This window comes from Collinsella aerofaciens, assembly GCF_001404695.1.
GTDB lineage: Bacteria > Actinomycetota > Coriobacteriia > Coriobacteriales > Coriobacteriaceae > Collinsella > Collinsella aerofaciens_E.
The window spans coordinates 29,367-46,972 of the sequence record NZ_CZAQ01000016.1; the positions used below are offsets into that span (position 1 = coordinate 29,367).

15 protein-coding genes are annotated in these 17,606 nt (G+C 57.3%); 6 read left to right on the forward strand and 9 right to left on the reverse strand.

Annotation, left to right across the window (positions count from 1 at the left end):
- Nucleotides 1-186: 186 nt before the first annotated feature.
- The 3 genes from AQ996_RS05550 to AQ996_RS05560 form a co-directional block, all read right to left on the reverse strand.
- The gene (locus tag AQ996_RS05550) at nucleotides 187-951 is read right to left on the reverse strand and encodes an amino acid ABC transporter ATP-binding protein (protein WP_301280518.1); all 765 of its coding nucleotides are present in this window, start codon (nucleotides 949-951) and stop codon (nucleotides 187-189) included.
- Nucleotides 952-989: 38 nt separating this feature from the next.
- A complete protein-coding gene (locus tag AQ996_RS05555; RefSeq protein ID WP_253274608.1) occupies nucleotides 990-1,643 on the reverse strand; it encodes an amino acid ABC transporter permease in 654 nt (217 codons plus the stop codon).
- A 150-nt stretch (nucleotides 1,644-1,793) separates the two neighbouring features.
- Nucleotides 1,794-2,654 (reverse strand): transporter substrate-binding domain-containing protein, encoded by an 861-nt coding sequence (locus tag AQ996_RS05560; RefSeq protein ID WP_082435546.1) that lies wholly within the window; start codon nucleotides 2,652-2,654, stop codon nucleotides 1,794-1,796.
- A gap of 340 nt (nucleotides 2,655-2,994) precedes the next feature.
- Here AQ996_RS05560 and rlmD point away from each other — a divergent pair, with 340 nt between their 5' ends.
- Complete coding sequence (rlmD, locus tag AQ996_RS05565) at nucleotides 2,995-4,443, forward strand: 23S rRNA (uracil(1939)-C(5))-methyltransferase RlmD (RefSeq protein ID WP_082435547.1); 1,449 nt, start codon at nucleotides 2,995-2,997, stop codon at nucleotides 4,441-4,443.
- A gap of 77 nt (nucleotides 4,444-4,520) precedes the next feature.
- Here rlmD and AQ996_RS05570 read toward each other — a convergent pair whose 3' ends face one another.
- The 5 genes from AQ996_RS05570 to tilS form a co-directional block, all read right to left on the reverse strand.
- The gene (locus AQ996_RS05570) at nucleotides 4,521-5,342 is read right to left on the reverse strand and encodes a phosphatase (RefSeq protein ID WP_055251773.1); all 822 of its coding nucleotides are present in this window, start codon (nucleotides 5,340-5,342) and stop codon (nucleotides 4,521-4,523) included.
- Between the two features lie 159 nt (nucleotides 5,343-5,501).
- Entirely contained in the window at nucleotides 5,502-6,692 is a 1,191-nt protein-coding gene (locus tag AQ996_RS05575) for a pyridoxal phosphate-dependent aminotransferase (RefSeq protein ID WP_055251775.1), read from the reverse strand.
- 176 nt (nucleotides 6,693-6,868) lie between these two features.
- Nucleotides 6,869-8,947, reverse strand: a complete 2,079-nt coding sequence (ftsH, locus tag AQ996_RS05580) for an ATP-dependent zinc metalloprotease FtsH (RefSeq protein WP_301280519.1) — start codon at nucleotides 8,945-8,947, stop codon at nucleotides 6,869-6,871.
- A gap of 61 nt (nucleotides 8,948-9,008) precedes the next feature.
- The gene (gene hpt / locus AQ996_RS05585) at nucleotides 9,009-9,557 is read right to left on the reverse strand and encodes a hypoxanthine phosphoribosyltransferase (protein ID WP_055251779.1); all 549 of its coding nucleotides are present in this window, start codon (nucleotides 9,555-9,557) and stop codon (nucleotides 9,009-9,011) included.
- Nucleotides 9,558-9,704: 147 nt separating this feature from the next.
- Complete coding sequence (tilS, locus tag AQ996_RS05590) at nucleotides 9,705-11,246, reverse strand: tRNA lysidine(34) synthetase TilS (protein WP_172674621.1); 1,542 nt, start codon at nucleotides 11,244-11,246, stop codon at nucleotides 9,705-9,707.
- 48 nt (nucleotides 11,247-11,294) lie between these two features.
- Between tilS and AQ996_RS05595 the strand changes: the two genes are divergently transcribed.
- On the forward strand, nucleotides 11,295-12,104 hold the full coding sequence (locus AQ996_RS05595) for an MBL fold metallo-hydrolase (RefSeq protein WP_055251781.1): 810 nt from the start codon (nucleotides 11,295-11,297) through the stop codon (nucleotides 12,102-12,104).
- Between the two features lie 82 nt (nucleotides 12,105-12,186).
- On the opposite strand, the gene AQ996_RS05600 is transcribed toward AQ996_RS05595, so the two are convergent.
- A complete protein-coding gene (locus AQ996_RS05600; protein ID WP_055251783.1) occupies nucleotides 12,187-12,618 on the reverse strand; it encodes an Hsp20/alpha crystallin family protein in 432 nt (143 codons plus the stop codon).
- A 277-nt stretch (nucleotides 12,619-12,895) separates the two neighbouring features.
- Here AQ996_RS05600 and AQ996_RS05605 point away from each other — a divergent pair, with 277 nt between their 5' ends.
- From AQ996_RS05605 to AQ996_RS05620, 4 genes are all read left to right on the forward strand, one after another.
- Entirely contained in the window at nucleotides 12,896-13,363 is a 468-nt protein-coding gene (locus tag AQ996_RS05605; protein ID WP_055251785.1) for a hypothetical protein, read from the forward strand.
- 80 nt (nucleotides 13,364-13,443) lie between these two features.
- Complete coding sequence (locus AQ996_RS05610) at nucleotides 13,444-14,499, forward strand: IS1595 family transposase (RefSeq protein WP_216594997.1); 1,056 nt, start codon at nucleotides 13,444-13,446, stop codon at nucleotides 14,497-14,499.
- Nucleotides 14,500-14,545: 46 nt separating this feature from the next.
- On the forward strand, nucleotides 14,546-14,743 hold the full coding sequence (locus tag AQ996_RS05615; RefSeq protein ID WP_055251786.1) for a type II toxin-antitoxin system RelB/DinJ family antitoxin: 198 nt from the start codon (nucleotides 14,546-14,548) through the stop codon (nucleotides 14,741-14,743).
- Nucleotides 14,744-17,401, forward strand: a complete 2,658-nt coding sequence (locus tag AQ996_RS05620) for an N-6 DNA methylase (protein WP_055251788.1) — start codon at nucleotides 14,744-14,746, stop codon at nucleotides 17,399-17,401. It abuts the gene before it with no gap.
- Nucleotides 17,402-17,606: the final 205 nt, after the last annotated feature.

The following is a 17,606-nucleotide window of genomic DNA, read 5'->3' on the forward strand; positions in this document are numbered from 1 at the left end:
CCACCCTACCCTCACGGGCGACTACCCATGCACACCTTTCGGCGCACGTATGAATACAAGCGGCGAGAGGAAGAAGAACGTGCGCAAGGCGATTATTGGACCCCTCCGATGCAAATAAAATGCCGCCCCAGACCGTAAGACCTGCGGCGGCTTCGCCTCAATTAACAGTTGAGTAAATAGCTGAGCCTACCCCTCGATACGGCTCAAGAACTCGCGGGTACGCTGCTCGCGCGGATGATCGATGACCTGCTCGGCAGGACCCTCCTCGACAATGCGGCCTCCGTCCATAAAGACCACGCGGTCGGCAACGTCGTGCGCAAACTGCATTGCATGGGTCACGATCACCATCGTCATATTCTGCGCGGCAAGGTCTTTAATGACACGCAGCACCTCGGCCGTTAGCTCGGGATCGAGCGCCGAGGTCGGCTCATCAAAGAACAAGATCTCCGGGTCGAGCGCCAAGGCGCGGGCAATACTCACGCGCTGCTGTTGACCTCCCGAAAGCTCACATGGCACCTTGTTCTCGTTGCCCGTAAGCCCCATCTGCGCGATCAGCTCGTGAGCGCGGGCTTCCGCCTGTTCGCGCGGACGCTTAAGCACGCGAATCGGAGCATCGATGATGTTTTTCATCACGGTATAGTGCGGAAACAGATTGTAGTTCTGAAACACCAGGCCAAATCGCGAGCGTGCCTGCTTGGGCACGCCACCTTTCGCATATACCGCACCCGATCCCGCGTCCGTCGCAACGGCAAGGTTGCCAAACGAAAGCGAGCCACCATCGAGTGTCTCGAGTAGCGTAGCGCAGCGCAACAGCGTTGACTTGCCGCCACCCGAAGGCCCGATAATCGCCACGACCTCGCCACGCTTCACCTCGAGCGAGATATCCTTGAGCACCTCATTGCCGCCAAACGCCTTGCGCGCGTTCGATATATTCATTACCGTTCCGGACACGGGAACCTCCATGTGTTTGAAAAGCACGACGGAACAGGCTAGTCGTGGTAGTAGTCAAGTCGCTTTTCGGCAGCGCCAAGCAGCATCTCGACGACGAAGTTAAAGACCCAGTAAATCAGCGCCGCAATTGCAAACGGCACCATGCTCACCTGCGAGGCGACCAGCGCCTTGGCCGTCGAGAACATCTCGCCCACGCCGATGGCGAACGCCAGCGACGTGTCCTTGACCAGTGTGATGATCTCGTTGCCCATCGCCGGCAAAATGCGCTTGGCGACCTGCGGCATCACGATATACAGAAACGTCTGCATGCGCGAGTAGCCCAGCACCTCGGCAGCCTCGTATTGACCGCGCGGAATGGACTGCAGGCCCGAGCGATAGATCTCGGCAAAGTAACCGGCGTAGTTGATGATGAACGCCACGACGCACGCCGTCCACTTGGAATCGGGCGTGAGCGAAATGCCAAACACGTAGTACGGGGCAAAGTAGATGGCAAACATCTGCAGCATGAGCGGCGTACCGCGCATGACCGAAATGTAGATGCGCGCAATCCAGCGGAGCGGCGTAATTTTGCTCATGCGCATAAACGCCACGGGGATTCCCAACGGAATCGACCCCAGCAGCGTTAGCACAAACAGCTGCAAGCTGACCAAGAATCCCTGGCCAAGCATCTGCATCATGACCTGAATAGACAACCCAAGCTCTCTTTCACAGTAACGGAACAGCGAACCCAATGCTAAAGCGGGTTTTCCAGGTGCCCGAGTTTGCCGTGAAAGAGGAGCGCCGCGTACTAAATGTACGCAAGCGACGGTTTGAACGGCAAAATCGGGTGCCTGGGAAAGCCGCTATTTGAGCACCCAGTTGTCGAAGGAAAGACCATAGCTTGAATACTTATCGCACAGGTCCTTGACCGTATCGTCCTCATAGAGCGCCTTGAGCGACTCGGTCACGGCGTCGGCCGACTTGGTGTCGCCCTTCTTAAAGCCGACGGCGTAGTGCTCGCTGGACAGCGGCTTATCAAGCTGCGTATAGGCATCGGGCTTGGCGGCAAGCTGATACTGGGCAATCGAAAGGTCGCAAGCCACGGCATCGACTGCACCACTCTCGAGCTGCATAAAGGCCGTGTTGTACTCGCCGATGGTGTCGAGCGTGGCAAACGTCGCCGCCAGATCCTTCTGATCGCCCTCGAGCACATCCTGAGCAGCGGAATCGGTCTGGGTGATCACCGTCTTGCCGGCAAGATCGTCCCAGCTCTTGATACCCGCGTCCTTCTTGACCACCAGTACCTGCTCGTTGAGCATGTACGGCTCGGAGAACATGTAGTCGTCCTCGCGACCCTCCATAGTAAAGCCGTTCCAGATGCAGTTGATGGCGCCGGAGTTGAGCAGCGTGTCCTTGGCATCCCAATCGATGGCCTCGTAATCGACATCCCAGCCCTGCTTATCGGCAACAGCCTTGGCCAAATCGAGATCAAAGCCAGTGTACTCGCCATCGTCGCCCACAAAACCGTACGGAGGATAGGACTTGTCAAAGCCCACCACGAGTTTCTTGGACTCCGCGGCGCCCTTCACATCCTTGGCCGCGGCAGAGCCTGCAGTGGAGCCCTTGCCGGCACCACCACCGCAGCCTACCAGGCCGAGGCCAAGCACCGTGGCAAGCGAGCCGGCGAGACCAACAAACTGACGACGAGACATATCGGTATTCATGGTATTCCCCCTTGATGGCACTTTAGTTAGGTAAAGTGGGTCATGTAACGTTCAGAATCATACACTTTAGCGTGATAGAGCACAAGGCGAGTTTGCCCGCCGCGTGAGGGGTGTGGGGGGTTAAGTTTCCTGCTCTACAGTCCTGCTCACGACGGAGGCCACATTAAGTGGCCTCCTGTTCGTGCGGAACTCGCGATAAACTTAACCCCCCACACCCCTCACGCGGCGGGCAACCGTCGTTGGGCTTATCACTGATACGAATAAACCGCTTGCATATCGTCTGCTGGCTTGGCACGGTACAATACTTGCAGCTTAAATTCATGAATTAGTGGAGTTATTAATGGCAGAATCTCGTGCGGAGCGTAAGGCTCGTCGTGCTTTGATCGAGGCGGCTGAGGGGTTGGAGGAGAAAAAATCTTCTAAGGAATCCAAGTCGTCTCAGGACGCGAAGGGTAAGTCGGCCAAGGGTAAGGCTAAGGCCAAGCGTCCCAGCTCTCGTCGGAGCAAGGACAAGGCGCCTCGGACTCGTTCCAAGCGCTCGCATAAAGATCAGGTTTCGTCTGCGCGCAAGGCTGTGGACCCCAAGTCTCCCTGTTCGATCATGAAAGCTTGCGGTGGGTGCACGGCGCTCAATCGTCCTTATAAGAAGCAGTTGGCGGCCAAGCAGGCTGCTATGGAGGAGCTGTTTGCTGAGCTCTGTGAGCGCGAGGGTGTTGCCGTTGATCCCATTCGCGGTATGGGTGTTACCCTGGGCGACCCGGGCAAGTATCCTGCGCCGCGTGGTTTTCGTCATAAGGCTGCCACTCCGTTTGCTCCCGGCAAAGAGGGCGCTGTCCGCTGCGGCTTTTTTGAACGTGGGACGCACAGGATCGTTGCTGTTCCTGAATGCCCTGTCGAGGCGCCGGGCACTCGTCAGATTCTCAACGGCATCGCTCGCGAGGCCGAACGTCTGCATATTCCTGCCTTTAACGAAGACAAGCATCTGGGGCTGCTTCGCTATGCTGTCGTTCGCTGCGGCTGGCGCACCGACCAGATTATGGTCACCCTCGTGACCGCTCAGCGCGACCTGCCGCATGCGCAGGAGTTCTTTGAGGCTGTCGCCGCACTCGATCCGCATATCGTCACCGTCGCTCAGAACATCAACGGTCGCCCCGGCAATGCCATCTTGGGTGAGGAGACTCGTATCGTCTATGGCGCCGAATGCATGCGCGACCAGCTGCTCGGCTGCGAGTTCGATATCTCCCCCACCGCGTTCTATCAGACCAATCCGCAGCAAACCGAGCTGCTCTATCGACTTGCCATTGACGGCATGGACCTGCAGCAGGGTGATATTCTTATGGACGCTTACTGCGGCAGCGGAACCATCGGCCTGTGCGCCGCGAAGGATGCCCAGGACAAGGGCATCGGCATTATGCTGCTCGGCGTGGAGCGCAACCCGGCGGGCATTGCCGACGCACGTCGCAATGCCGAGCTCAACGGCCTCACCCGCAGCGCTTGGTTTATGGCCGACGACGCCACCGATTACATCCTGGACGCCGCCGACAACAACGAGCGGATCGATGTCCTTTCCATCGACCCGCCGCGCGCCGGCTCCACCCCCGAGTTCCTCGAAGCCGCCTGCGCACTCAAGCCGCGCCGCATCACCTATATCAGCTGCAACCCTGTGACCCAAGAGCGCGACCTGCACCAGCTCCTCGACGGAGGCTATCGCCTGCTCAAGATCACGCCCGTCGACATGTTCCCCCATACCGACCACACCGAAACCGTAGCGGTCCTCGAGCGCCGCTAATCCACCCCGGTAGATTTTCGAGACAAGAAAGGGGCGGCCCGTCTGGACCGCCCCCTTCGCTTGGTTTATGAACTCCGCTACATCCCCCTGCGCAGGTCACACACGCCGGCTGCCGCCATCTCGCGCAGCAGCGTCTCGCGGTCGCGCGTCACGATCAAATCCAGCGGGAAGTGAATCTCGTCGAGCATCTTGCGCGCGTGATCGAGCTTGCCAATGGCCATGCCAATGTGGGCATCGGTCGACACGCCAATACCCACGCCCAGCTCGGCGCAGCGCTCGGCGATCTTGCGGCATACGGCCCAATGCTCAGTGTCGACACCGTGTTCAAGACTATGGTTGTTGATCTCGATGATCTTGTGCTTGGCCTTGGCCGCCAACAGCACCTCATCGATATCGAACGGCACGCCCGAACGACCCGCATGCCCAAGCATGAACACCTTGGGGTGCTCCAGGGCATTGATGTACATCTGGGTCGTTTGGGCGAGCGTCGCGCCTTCGGCAAACTGCGGGTTATGCACGCTTGCCACCAAATAATCCAAATTACGCGTCACCAAATCGAACAGCAAATGCTCACGACTATACGAATCGCCGGCGATATCGAGCGAAACGGGAATGTCTTCGCCAAACAAGCTGCCGTCCAGCGAAACGATATCAGCCTCGGCACCACGCAGCACCAGCACGCCGCTCCAAATGCGCGGCCAGATATCCTGGTTAATAAAGAATTGGAAACTGCGCAGGTCATTGGGACAAGGCGTAACCATCGAGCTTAAATGATCGGCGGAACCGAGCACCTGAAGGCCGCGCTCCGCCGCCCAATAGATGTTCTCCTCGATGGTTGAGTACGCATGCGCAGAGAACATCGTATGAGTATGAATATCACAAGAAAGAAGGTAGGGCATCGGGTCTCCTTGTCCAGTATGGCCGTCGCGTATATTCATTGTACGCATAGCTTTCGGCAGTCGTAAAACTGCTTCATCCCAATCACACAACGGCATAGACAACGGGGTCTGGCTTAAAACCAAACCCCGTTTCACGTAAAACATTGTAAGCAGAGCGCTTTACTTTCGACGATATTCGTCGGCCAGCTGCTTCCAGGCAGGCAGAGAGTTGACGATTGTCTCATAGCTCGCGCAGTAGCCCAGGCGGAACCAGCCCGGCATGCCAAAGCTATCCGAAGGCACCGCGAGCAGCTCATGCTTCTTCGCGCGCTCACAGAACGCATTCGCATCGGACTCCAGCGCTTTCACCCATAGGTAGAACGCGCCATCCGGCTCAACATAGGTGTAGCCGTACTCCGCTAGTGCATCGGTAAGCGCGGTGCGGTTGCGTGCATAGGCCTCGACATCGCTCGGTTCATCAATGCAGTCGATGATTACACGCTGGAAGAGGGCCGGTGCGCACACGAAGCCCAGCGTGCGGGCGGCACCGGCAACGGCCGGCATCAGGCGAGCAGCCTGCGGATTGGTATTGGGAACCAAAATCCAGCCCACGCGCTCGCCCGGCAGCGAAAGCGACTTGGAATACGAGTAGCACACCACGGTGTTCTCGTAGATCGAGGGCACCCAAGGCACCCCGGCACCGTACACGATCTCGCGGTACGGCTCATCAGAGATGAGCGTGATTGGGTTCTCGGAATCGCGCTTGGCGTTGACCTCGCGTAAAACATTGGCCAGTCGCGTCAGTGTATCGCGCGTATACACTGCACCGGTCGGGTTGTTGGGTGAGTCGATAATGACGGCAGCGGTCTTATCGGTAATCGCCTTGAGCACGTTATCCACGCTCAGCTGGAACGTATCTTCATCGGCGAGCGCCTCGACGCACGTGCAACCAGCTTTCTCGATCCACACGCGATACTCCGGGAAGTACGGGGCGATAACAATGACCTCGTCACCCGGGTTCGTAACGGCATTGAGCGTGCAGGTGAGCGAAGCCGCGGCACCCACCGTCATAAAGACGTCCTTGCCCTCATAGCTCGTGCCAAAGCGACGGTTGAGCGAGTCGGCGACGGCCGCTCGACATTGCGGCAGACCCGGCGCAGGCGTGTATCCATGCAGCTGGTCGCTCGGCAGCTCCAATGCCTTCTTAATGGACTCAGCAACAGCAGCGGGCGCCGGAACACTCGGGTTGCCCAGCGAAAAATCGAATACGTTCTCCGCACCGATCTGTGCCTTGCGCTCAAGGCCATAGCTAAAAATCTCACGGATGATGGAGCTTTCCGCACCGCGAGCATACATAGTTTCGTTGATCATCTGTTCCCCTTTCGCATAGGCGCTATTGTACGCTTTAGCCAACTAGAGCGCCACAATGTTGATTGGGGACAGACTTAAATGCGTGAAAACGCTCATTTAAGTCTGTCCCCAATCAACATATCGCTCAAAAGAAAGAGCCTCCACAGGTTTCCCCGCAGAGGCTTTCGCTACAAGAACTATTTGTCGGCGTCGGTGTTGCCGTCAGCGTTGACAGCATTGCCATCACCGGCATCATCGGATGCGGCTTCGGCATCCTCCTGCATGGCCGCCTGCGCAAAGGCCGCAGCATCAGCCGCCAGCTCCTCCTCGCTCATGCGAGGCGAGCGCTTCTTGGTCGGCATGCCGGCCGCCTTGGCGTTGCGCTCCTCCTTGGCCGCCAGGATATCGCCCTCGCGCTCAAGGTAGGCATCCCACTCGTTGTCGAGCAGGGCGTTCACGGCGTCACCTTCGACGGTCTCGCGCTCAAGCAGCACCTTGGCCATCAGGTCGAGCTGATCGCGACGGGCATCCAGGATCTCGACCGCACGACGATGGGCCTCACGCATAATGCGCTGAACCTCGATATCGATGCGGCGCGCCGTCTCCTCGGAGTAATCCTGGTGATCGGCGTAATCGCGACCAAGGAATACCTGATGCTGCGCCTCACCAAACACTTGCGTACCCAGTTCCTCGCTCATGCCCAGGCGCGTGACCATCTCGCGCGCCATCTTGGTCGCGCGCTCCAGATCGTTGCTCGCGCCCGACGTGATGTCGTCGCACATGAGTTCCTCGGCAACGCGACCGCCCAAAAACACGGCAAGCTCGTCGAGCATCTCGTTCTTGGTCTTGAGGAAGTGGTCCTCCTGCGGAAGCTGCAGCGTGTAGCCCAGGGCCTGACCGCGGCTGACGATCGAGATCTTATGAACCGGATCGGAATGCTCCAGGATGTGGCCCACCAGGGCGTGACCGCTCTCGTGGTAGGCAATCGTGGTGCGCTCGGCTTCGGTCATCACACGACCCTTGCGCTGCGGACCGGCAATCACGCGCTCCATCGACTCCTCGACCTCGTCCATCGAGATCACGGAACGATGGCGGCGGGCAGCCAGCAGCGCAGACTCGTTGAGCAGATTTGCCAGATCGGCGCTGGTGAAGCCAACGGTCATCTGGGCGAGCTTCTCAAACTTCACGTCCTCGTCCATCGGCTTGTTCTCGGCATGCACGCGCAAGATCTGCTCGCGGCCCTTCACATCCGGACGGTCGACCGTAACCTGACGGTCAAAACGACCGGGACGCAGCAATGCCGGATCCAGGATGTCAGGACGGTTGGTCGCAGCGATCAGGATGACCGACTCGCTTTCCTCAAAGCCGTCCATCTCGACCAGCAGCTGGTTGAGCGTCTGCTCGCGCTCGTCGTGACCGCCGCCCAAGCCAGCTCCGCGCTGACGTCCCACGGCATCGATCTCGTCAATAAAGATGATTGACGGAGCCTGGGACTTGGCCTCCTTAAAAAGGTCGCGCACGCGGCTGGCGCCGACACCCACGAACATCTCGACAAAGTCGGAACCCGAGATGCTAAAGAACGGCACGCCCGCCTCGCCGGCAACGGCCTTGGCCAGCAGGGTTTTACCGGTACCCGGAGGGCCAACCAGCAACACGCCGCGCGGAATCTTGGCACCCAGCTTGCGATAGCGGTCCGGATCGCTCAAAAAGTCGCGAATCTCCTCGAGCTCCTCGACTGCCTCGTCCACACCGGCAACATCCTCAAACTTGACCTTGGGGCGCGTTGCCTCGTTGGTCTTGGCGTTGGTCTTGCCAAACTGCATGTTCCTGTTGTTGGCGCCCATCATCTGGCGCATAAAGTAGAACATGATGGCGATCAGGGCGATCGTCGGAAGTACGCTCATCGCCAAGTCGCCCCAAAAATCGGGGTCATTGGTGTTGACGATGTACTTGGTATCGGGGTGCTCCGCCATAAGCTCGGCAAGCGAATCGGAGCCGACATAGGTCGAGGAGAAGCTCTTGAGCTCGCTCGTGTCACCCTTGTCCTTTTTCGTCTTCCAGTAATGACCCGCCACGCTTCCGTCTTGAACCGTATAGGTCAAATCTTCGACGCGATCCTGCTTAATGGCGTTGACCATCTCGCTCGTCGCGAGCTTTACGGTATTGCTGGAATTGGCGAAGCCGGAGCCCATGTTAAAGAAGGCGTAGCCCAGAAGCGCGCAAGCCAAAATAAAATACAGCCAGCCCGTACGCGTGGGCTTCTTGCCTCCGGGCATCCCCGGGATCTTAGGCTCCCGGGGAGTCTGGGAATTGTTATCGTTACGGTCGTCGGGCATCTTACGAATAAACCTCCGGTTTCAAAATGCCCAGATACGGAAGGTTACGATAGCGCTCGGCATAGTCGAGGCCGTAGCCCACCACAAAGGCATCGGGGCAATGGGTTCCAACATACTTGGGCGTGACGGCCGAGGTACGGTCCTCAACGTCCTTCCACAGGAAGGCGGCAACCTCCAGCGAGGCGGGCTTGCGGCTCTCGAGGTTCTTCATCAGATACTTGAGCGTCAGGCCCGAGTCCAGAATGTCCTCGACGATCAGCACGTCGCGACCGCGGATGTCGATATCCAGGTCCTTAATGATACGCACGATGCCCGAGGACTTCACACCGTCGCCATAGCTCGAAACAGCCATGAAATCGATGTTGGTCGGCAGCTCGATCTTGCGCATCAGGTCGCCCATAAAGACCACGGCGCCGCGCAGGACCGCAATCAGCACCAGATCCTTACCCGCGTAGTCGCGAGTAATCTGCTCGCCTAGGCGAGAGACGATACCGTCGATATCCTCCTGCGTAAACAGAACCTTCTCGATATCCGGATGTTGAGAAGCCATGACAACCCTTTCTTGTGCTTATCGCCCACGCACCGCCGCATGGACGCGAACTACACATTCTAGCAGCGCACGGGGTATATTTACCAGCACGTGCGCCATCAGCGCGGGAATACCGTCAACGTCGCACAGAATAGCTGGCGCGAAGCGCTATTCCGCATCGACCACACGAAGCAGATATGCCACGCGCGTTGCGGCCGTGCATTTAAAACGCTCGTCCGCGCGAACGCCCGCGACCCATACTACGGCACCTCCCGGAGCCGTTCTTACCACGGGTACGCCAGAGCGGTCTGAAACAGGAATGCGCGCCTCGTTTAACAGGTCTGACACTTTCTTGCTTCGGCCGTTCATCCCCAACGGGCACATCACGTCTCCCGGCACAGGGCTATCCACCCACAGGCGCGCCGATCGTGCCTCGGTGGGAATCTCCCCGCGCGAGCCGGCTACCATCCGCTCGCTATCGCGGTCGGCAAACCCCAAGGCCGCCGCATCCACCAAGGCCGCAACCTTTCCGGCAGCAGCAAGCTCGCGGGCACGGCGCACGATATCGCACCCCGGCTCCACAGCCATCGGCTCCGCTGTCAGCATATGCCCCGCCCCCAGCGGCAGACGACCGGGAACGGAGATCCAATCGGCCACTAAACCCTCGCGCGCCGCCGGGGCCTTGAACGCCAGCGTGCCAAACTCCACACGGGCATCAATTCCCGCAGGAAGCGTAACCGAGCCCGAGCCCGCAGCGACGCAGGCGAGCACGCGCTCCACGTGCCGCATCTCCGGTCGCGCGTCGGGATCGATGCGCTTAATCGCCAATCGCACGATACGCCGTGCAATCACAACCTCAGCGGCGGCAAGACGGCGCGCATCGAGCACAAGTGCGCCCGCCGCTTCCTTGCGCAGGCAGCTTCGAAACGCCTGTGCCGAAAGCTGGGAAAGAAAGGCGTCTTCGTCGCCCAGAATTTCGCAAGCGGCGCCAATCGTCTTACAGACGCTCGCGTTGCTCTGTGCCACCACCGGCATCACCCGATGGCGTACATAGTTGCGCAGGTACGAAACGTCCTCGTTGCTTTCATCTTCCCGCCATGGCTGACCGTGCACCTGCAGATAGCTCACGAGTTCATCGTGCGTGAGGTCGAGCAAGGGGCGAACCACAATGTTCCGACGGCGCGGAATGCTCGATAGACCCGCGGGACCCGACCCTTTAATGGCATTCATCAAAAATGTTTCCGCGCGGTCCGACGAAGTATGCGCGGTACAGATACGAGCCGCCGTCCGCGGTGCGCCCGATTCGGCACAAAGTTCGCGAACGTATCTCCGTGCCGCGGCATAGCGCACCTCGCGAGCCGCAGCCTCGATATTGCCCGATTCGTCATCAAAATAGGCATGCTCAACACACAGCGGCAAACCGTATTGTGCGCACAGGTCACGTACAAAGGCCTCGTCGCCATCGGATGCCTCCCCGCGCAGATGATGGTTTACATGCAGCACGTGCAATCGCTCGCGCGCAATGGGAGCGACGCCGCGCCCGTCCTGGATATCCAGCTTTGATGTGCAAGCCATAAGGAGCAGCGCCGTCGAGTCCGCACCGCCTGATACCATAAGCACTACGGGGGCAGCGGCCTGCCGCGTTGCCAGGGCGCTCTTATCCGTCCTCGGCGCGGCATGATGTCCATAGTGCTGAGATACCGTTGGCATTCGCTTCCTCCTCTATTCGTCCGCACTCATTGTATCCTTTGGAATCTTATGTCTCGCCTGCACCTTCATATCCTCGGCAGCGGCTCAAAAGGCAACTGCGCACTCGTCGAGGGACCTCAGGGGCTCATCATGATCGACAACGGCCTGTCCCGCCGCGAGACACTTAAACGCATGGCGGAGCTTGGCCTCTCGGCAGACGACGTCGCCGCTCTTGTAATCACCCATGAGCATGGTGACCATATCAAGGGGCTCGATGTATGGTGCAAGCACTGGCATGGTCCCCTCTTTGCCAGCAGGGACACCCTTTCATGCAAAGAAAACCTCGCGCGCCTGCCCGTAGAGGAATTTGACCCCGGCGACACGCTCCCCATTGCCGGCATCCGCGTACGAACCTACCCAACATCGCATGATGTCATCAATCCTGTCGGTTATCGATTCGACACTTTCGATGACTCCATTGGCTTTGCCACCGACACCGGAGAGCTAACCAAACAAGCTATAGACACCCTCGAAGACTGCCGAGTTCTTGCACTCGAGAGCAACCACGATGTGGCCATGCTTCGCCAAGGAGATTACCCCCGCTTCCTCCAAGAGCGAATTTTATCTGCAAAAGGCCATCTCTCTAACGACCAAGCCGCCGACGCGGCGCGTGGGCTCGTCACCGATCGCACCGAACAGCTCATTGCGATGCATATCAGCCAAGATAACAATCGCCCGAGCCTTACCGTCAAAGGCTATGCCAAAGCTCTAGCCGCAACCCTGGATGACGAGGTCGGCAGTTCCGCCACCCTTCTCCAAGGATCGCGAAAACTCTCGATACGCCCCGCAAGCCAGCATCGACCAGCAACCATTCAATAGTCTGTCCTAGACAGCAAAAGGGGCCGGGAATCGCTTCCCAGCCCCTTTTGTTGTCTTTTAATGGCGCGGAGCACCAACGAAGTTAGTCGATGGAGATCTTCGTAACGTTCTTCTTCTCGACGATCTTGGGAACCGTTACGGTCAGGATGCCGTCAGCATACTTAGCCGAGAGGCCCTCGCTCGAAGCGTCCTTGAGATACACGCCACGCGTCGCGCTGTACGAGCTGAACTCCTTCTGCAGGAAGTTCTTGCCCTCGTTCTCCTCGTCCTCCACAACGTTCACGCTAATGGAAAGACGGCCTTCATTAAGCTCAACATCGATGTCATCCTTAGCCACGCCGGTCAGATACGCCTTGACCTCATAACCATCGCCCTTGTCCTCGACATCAACGGGGAACGCCTTGGAAGCAATCGAGTTGTTTGCAAGGTCGGTCATATCATCAAACAGATCGAACAGCGAGCTAGCAGAAGGACGAACGCCAAAAACCGAACGATAAGGAACCATGCTTGCCATGTTTACCACTCCTTTTAAGGACTGCCGAGCCATCTTCTAGGTGACTGGGACTTCTTTTGACGCTCTTATATATGCCCACCCAGTGCCCATATATACATCGACTATAAAGTTTTTTGAGTCCAGTACTATAAGCATATCTAAGTGTGTATGACTCAGGTTTTAGTAAGGTTAAGGTTCTTTGAACCAGAGCTTAAATAACAAGTATGTTCGCAGCTACAAATAACAAGGGGCTTACAATGAGCGCGTACACGTTGTTGGTAACGAGCTAAAGGGCATCATGGACGACCAAAACCAGAACAATATGTTTATGCCGACGCAGGGCGAAGATACATCTACGCAGCCGCCACGGTTCCATCGCCCCCACATCTCGCAAGAGCCCATCAATGACCCAGAGCCCGATTATGTGACGAGAAACCGATATCAAACGCTCGAGGATGCCCAAACGGGACGTAAACATATGGGCGTCGCCTCGGGAGACCCTGTATATCTGAAAGACGCACCATTATCTAAAAACAGCGCAGCTAGTGATGAGCCGATGAAAGCATCCGCCGTCCATCAACAAAGAGGGCCTCGACCCAAGCAAACCTTGACGCATTCGGCTCGCTATCTCGAAACGCCAAAACAGGGAAAGTCAATCTTCGTTTCGTCAAGTAAACGACGCAAGCAGCATCAGCTGACAATTCTGCTTTTGACCATTGCGGCCATAGCAGTTGCCCTTGTTATACGATTTATTTTCTTTAAATAAGGCTCTGTTAGACCAGAATTGACATATAGGTGATGCCACCGTGGTATAATATAATTGTTAACCACGGCATTGGAGCAGGTATGAACGCCGAGGATCTGGTCATCACCCTCAAGAAGAACATGGCGAAGCTCAGCAAGTCCGAGCGCCGCCGCGCAATCGAGTCGGTGCGCGACGTCATCCGTGCCGCCATGTTCGACGATGCAGCGGGAACTAGCTACGAAATCCAGCGTTGCCCACGTTGCGGTTCGGTCGCTATCGTTAAAAAGGGCAAGTCCAGGAACGGTGAGCAGCGCTACCTCTGCCGCGACTGCGGCAGGACGTTTTCAGGCTCCACCGACCGGATCCTCGGCACGAGCAAGCTGCCCCGCGAGACCTGGATGGCCTATGCCGAGTGCTTCGTCCTCATGCTCCCTCTCCGCGAGTGCGCCGGCCGCTGCGGTGTCTGCCTCAAGACCGCCTACACCATGCGCCACAGGCTCATCGAGTGCCTGAAGGAATATTCGCCCACGTTCCATGTGGGGCAGGGGCAGGCCTGCGAACTCGACGAAACATACTTCCCCGAGTCCTTCAAGGGCAACCATTCAAAGGGCTCCTTCACTCTGCCGAGAAAGGCTCGCCACCGCGGCAAGCAGGTCCACAAGCGCGGCCTCTCCCGCGAGCAGATCTGCGTCATGACGGGCATCAGCGACACGAACGCCACCTTCTTCGAGGTCTCGGGGCGCGGCGTGGTCTCGCGCAAGCGTGCGGCTGAGGCCCTTCGCGACCGCATCGGCGCGGGCGCGGTCGTCGCCACGGACAAGGCGACCGCATACATCGACGTGTTGCACGACCTGAAGGTCGCCTCGCATGAGTCCTATGACTCCAAGGACCGCTCGGAGGGCACCATCAACCGCATCAATACCGTCCATTCGCTCCTCGAATCGTTCATGGCACGCTTCAAGGGCGTGTCCACCAAGCACCTCGCCGCCTACCTCGACTGGTTCCGCTGGTGCCGCACCTTCATGGCGACCGACTCCCGCACCGCGGAGTCCACGGTCGCCCGTCAGCTCGCCAACGGCACCTGCGCGACCCGCATCCGCGACATGTTCAACGTATTGCCGCCCTATATGGACTACTGGGTCGCATCCGCCGCATAGAGACGATAAAATGGTTGCACCGTGATATACGAGGAAAGGTACAACCATGCCGTCGAACATACCGGCCACGACGATTCGTATCGAACCGGAGGTCAAAAAAGAGGCCACAGTCATCCTTGACGAGCTCGGCCTGTCCATGTCCACCGCCGTCAATGCGTTCCTCAAGGCGCTCGTCCGCGAGGGCGGGATGCCGTTCGAGATGAAGGTCAAGACACCGGCATCTGACGGAAAAACGGTGAGATAGTTGGCAAATCAACTTGAAACGCAGCTGACACTGGCCTCTTCGCTCGGATTGTCGGAGCTATCGAAAACTGCAATCATGCGCGGGCTCTTCTCGCTGGACGGCACTCAGATAAAGTATTCCTTCCGCAGGACGAAAAGCTATCAGATCGGCGATCCCGAAGAAAAAGTCAGGGCCGACACCATTGCGTTTCTGGTCCTGTCGAAAGGCTATGATTCGCGAAAGATCGATACCGAGGTGGAGGGCTCGCACAACGATTTCGCGGATATCGTGCTCTACGAAGACGACAGATGCACGAAGCCCTGGTTAGTCGTCGAGAACAAAAAAGAGGGTGCGACTCCGGCTGAAAAGGCGGAAGGGGAAGTGCAGGCCTTCGCCAACGGTATCGCGCTGGGTGCAAAATACTCCATGAAGGACTACGGCGACGAGTCGTGCGTCTGGCAGCTCGAGGGCTTCGGCGCTAGGGAGCGCAGGAGAAATAAGCTGGGCGATAGAGAACTTCTTCCGAGGAACTACTCTCAGGATATGGTGTATCCGTTTCACGCGGGCACGGAAATGGATATTAAGCCGGCGAGCGCCTTTGATATCAGCATCGCCATCAGGCGCGCGCACTCCATCATTTGGGCTGGAGGAAAACGCGATCCGCTATCGGCTTTCGATGAGTGGAGCAAGCTGATGTTCGCCAAAGTCCGCGACGAGCGCTACACGCGAAACGGCCACCCCCGCTCGTTCCAAGCGGGCATCAACGAGCCCGACTCGGCTATCGCCACGAGGGTCCACAAGCTATTCAGCGACGCCAAAGAGCAAGATCAGGCCATTTTCCCGCGTGATGAAAAAATCGAGCTTCCAGACAGCAAGGTCGCTCAGGTCGTTCGCGTCATTCAGGAGATTTCGTTCATCGATACAGATTCTGACGTCATCGGAACGGCCTTCGAGGATTTCTTCGGATCGGTCTTCCGCGGAAGCCTCGGGCAGTATTTCACCATGAGACAGATAGCGAGGTTCACAGTCGGGATGCTCAATCCCACGAGCGAAGATTACGTTCTAGATCCGACTTGTGGCTCGGGAGGCTTTTTGCTCGAAACTCTCCTTCAGGTATGGAACGATACCGATGCGGGCTTTGCCGGACAGGGGAACCTCGCGAGAATCAAATCAGATTTTGCCGCGCAGAACGTTTACGGAATCGAAATTCACCCGACTCTGGCTAGAATCTGCAAAATCAGCTTGCTTCTGCACCACGATGGACACACGAATATCGAGGCCGACAAGAGCTGCCTCAGCCCGAACCTGAGCAAGCCGAAACTCCAGAAGGATCGTCAGTTCGACCTGATCGTGGGTAATCCGCCCTTCGGAACCAAGGTCGCAGATGGAGATGAAGATCAGCTTGACGGCGCAAGCCTGGATGACTACGTCCTGGGCCGCGGAAAGCACTCAATACAGTCAGAGCAAATCATCCTGGAGAAAAGCGTTTCCTGGCTCAAGCCGGGCGGCAGGCTCGGTATGGTCCTGCCCGATGGTGTTCTCAACAACAGCGGGTCTCAATCAAATTGTCCGGCCCTTCGTGAATGGCTCTTTAAATCGGGGAGGATACTGTCCGTGATCTCCCTTCCAGACTTCGCTTTTCGCAGGTCAGGAGCTACGAACAAGACTTCGATATTGATTTTTGAAAAGTTTTCCGACCTGGAATCGGCTAGATTGAACAATCGACTGGAAGCATGTGAAGGAGATATTGCGGCCGCCCTCATGGACAGCGGGCTGGACTATAACATCTTTTTTGGAGAGGCATCCCATATCGGATACACACCATCTGGTCGCCCTGATCCTCGAAACGACCTCTATGTCGCCGACGAGAACGGTTATCTTTCAAACGATCAGACTGGCTCGATATTGGGAGAGTGGAATGTCTGGGAAGAAAACGGGGCGGTTTCCGATCCGAGATGCGTCGTCGAGAGGGCTTCGTCAGTATGGAGAAGCCATTCGAGTCATAGGGTGGATCCGAAATACCATGTCTACGTGGCCCATAAGGGCGATTACGTGCCGCAGGGCTGGTCATCTGCTCCCATGATGAACCTTGTGAAGCGGATGAGAAGGAACGTGGACTTCGGGGAAGAGCCGATGAAGGAGTACAAGGTCTTAACTCTTTCCCAAACTGGTGTTGCAAGGCTTAGGGAACCAGGTGTCGGAAACAACCCTCCCGAATGGCGAGGGATGTATTTCTACGACTCAAGCAGCGACTGGTTTGAAGTAAGAACCTCCGACATCGTCTACTCTGGAATCGACCTATGGAAGGGTGTCGTATGCTTCGTCACCGAGGAATTCGATCATGCCCTCGTAACGCAAGAATATCCGATCTTGCGGGTCAAAGACCCAAACGTCATCGATCCGGAGTTCCTGTCGATACTCTTGAGAAGCCGCCGCTTCCAAAAGGCATTCCGCGCCATCAACACCGGCCACAGCAATCGAAGGAGAACGCAGTCTTCTGACTTTGGGAAGGTGCTCGTCTATTACCCTCCCATAGAGAAGCAGAAGGAGATTGCCTTAAAGGTGCGAAATGCACGGGAGAATATCGCAAAGGCCTATATTGGCGTTTCCGATATCGAAAACGAACTTGATGCCATCTTGCATGCGGATGACGAGTGGGATGAGACGACAGAGTCCTAACGATTAACTTGTTCGAGTCTGAGCGTATCGCCCCTTTGCCGGTTTTAATCCAGCAAAGGGGCGAATATTTTGCAATTAGTAAAGATGACTGGGCATGATGTCAATTCTGGTCTAACAGAGCCTTAAATAAAGGCTCAATACCGAAAACAACAAGATCGTCTGGTGTAATTGAGTCATTTACGCCCCGTAAACGCAAAAAAGGGGG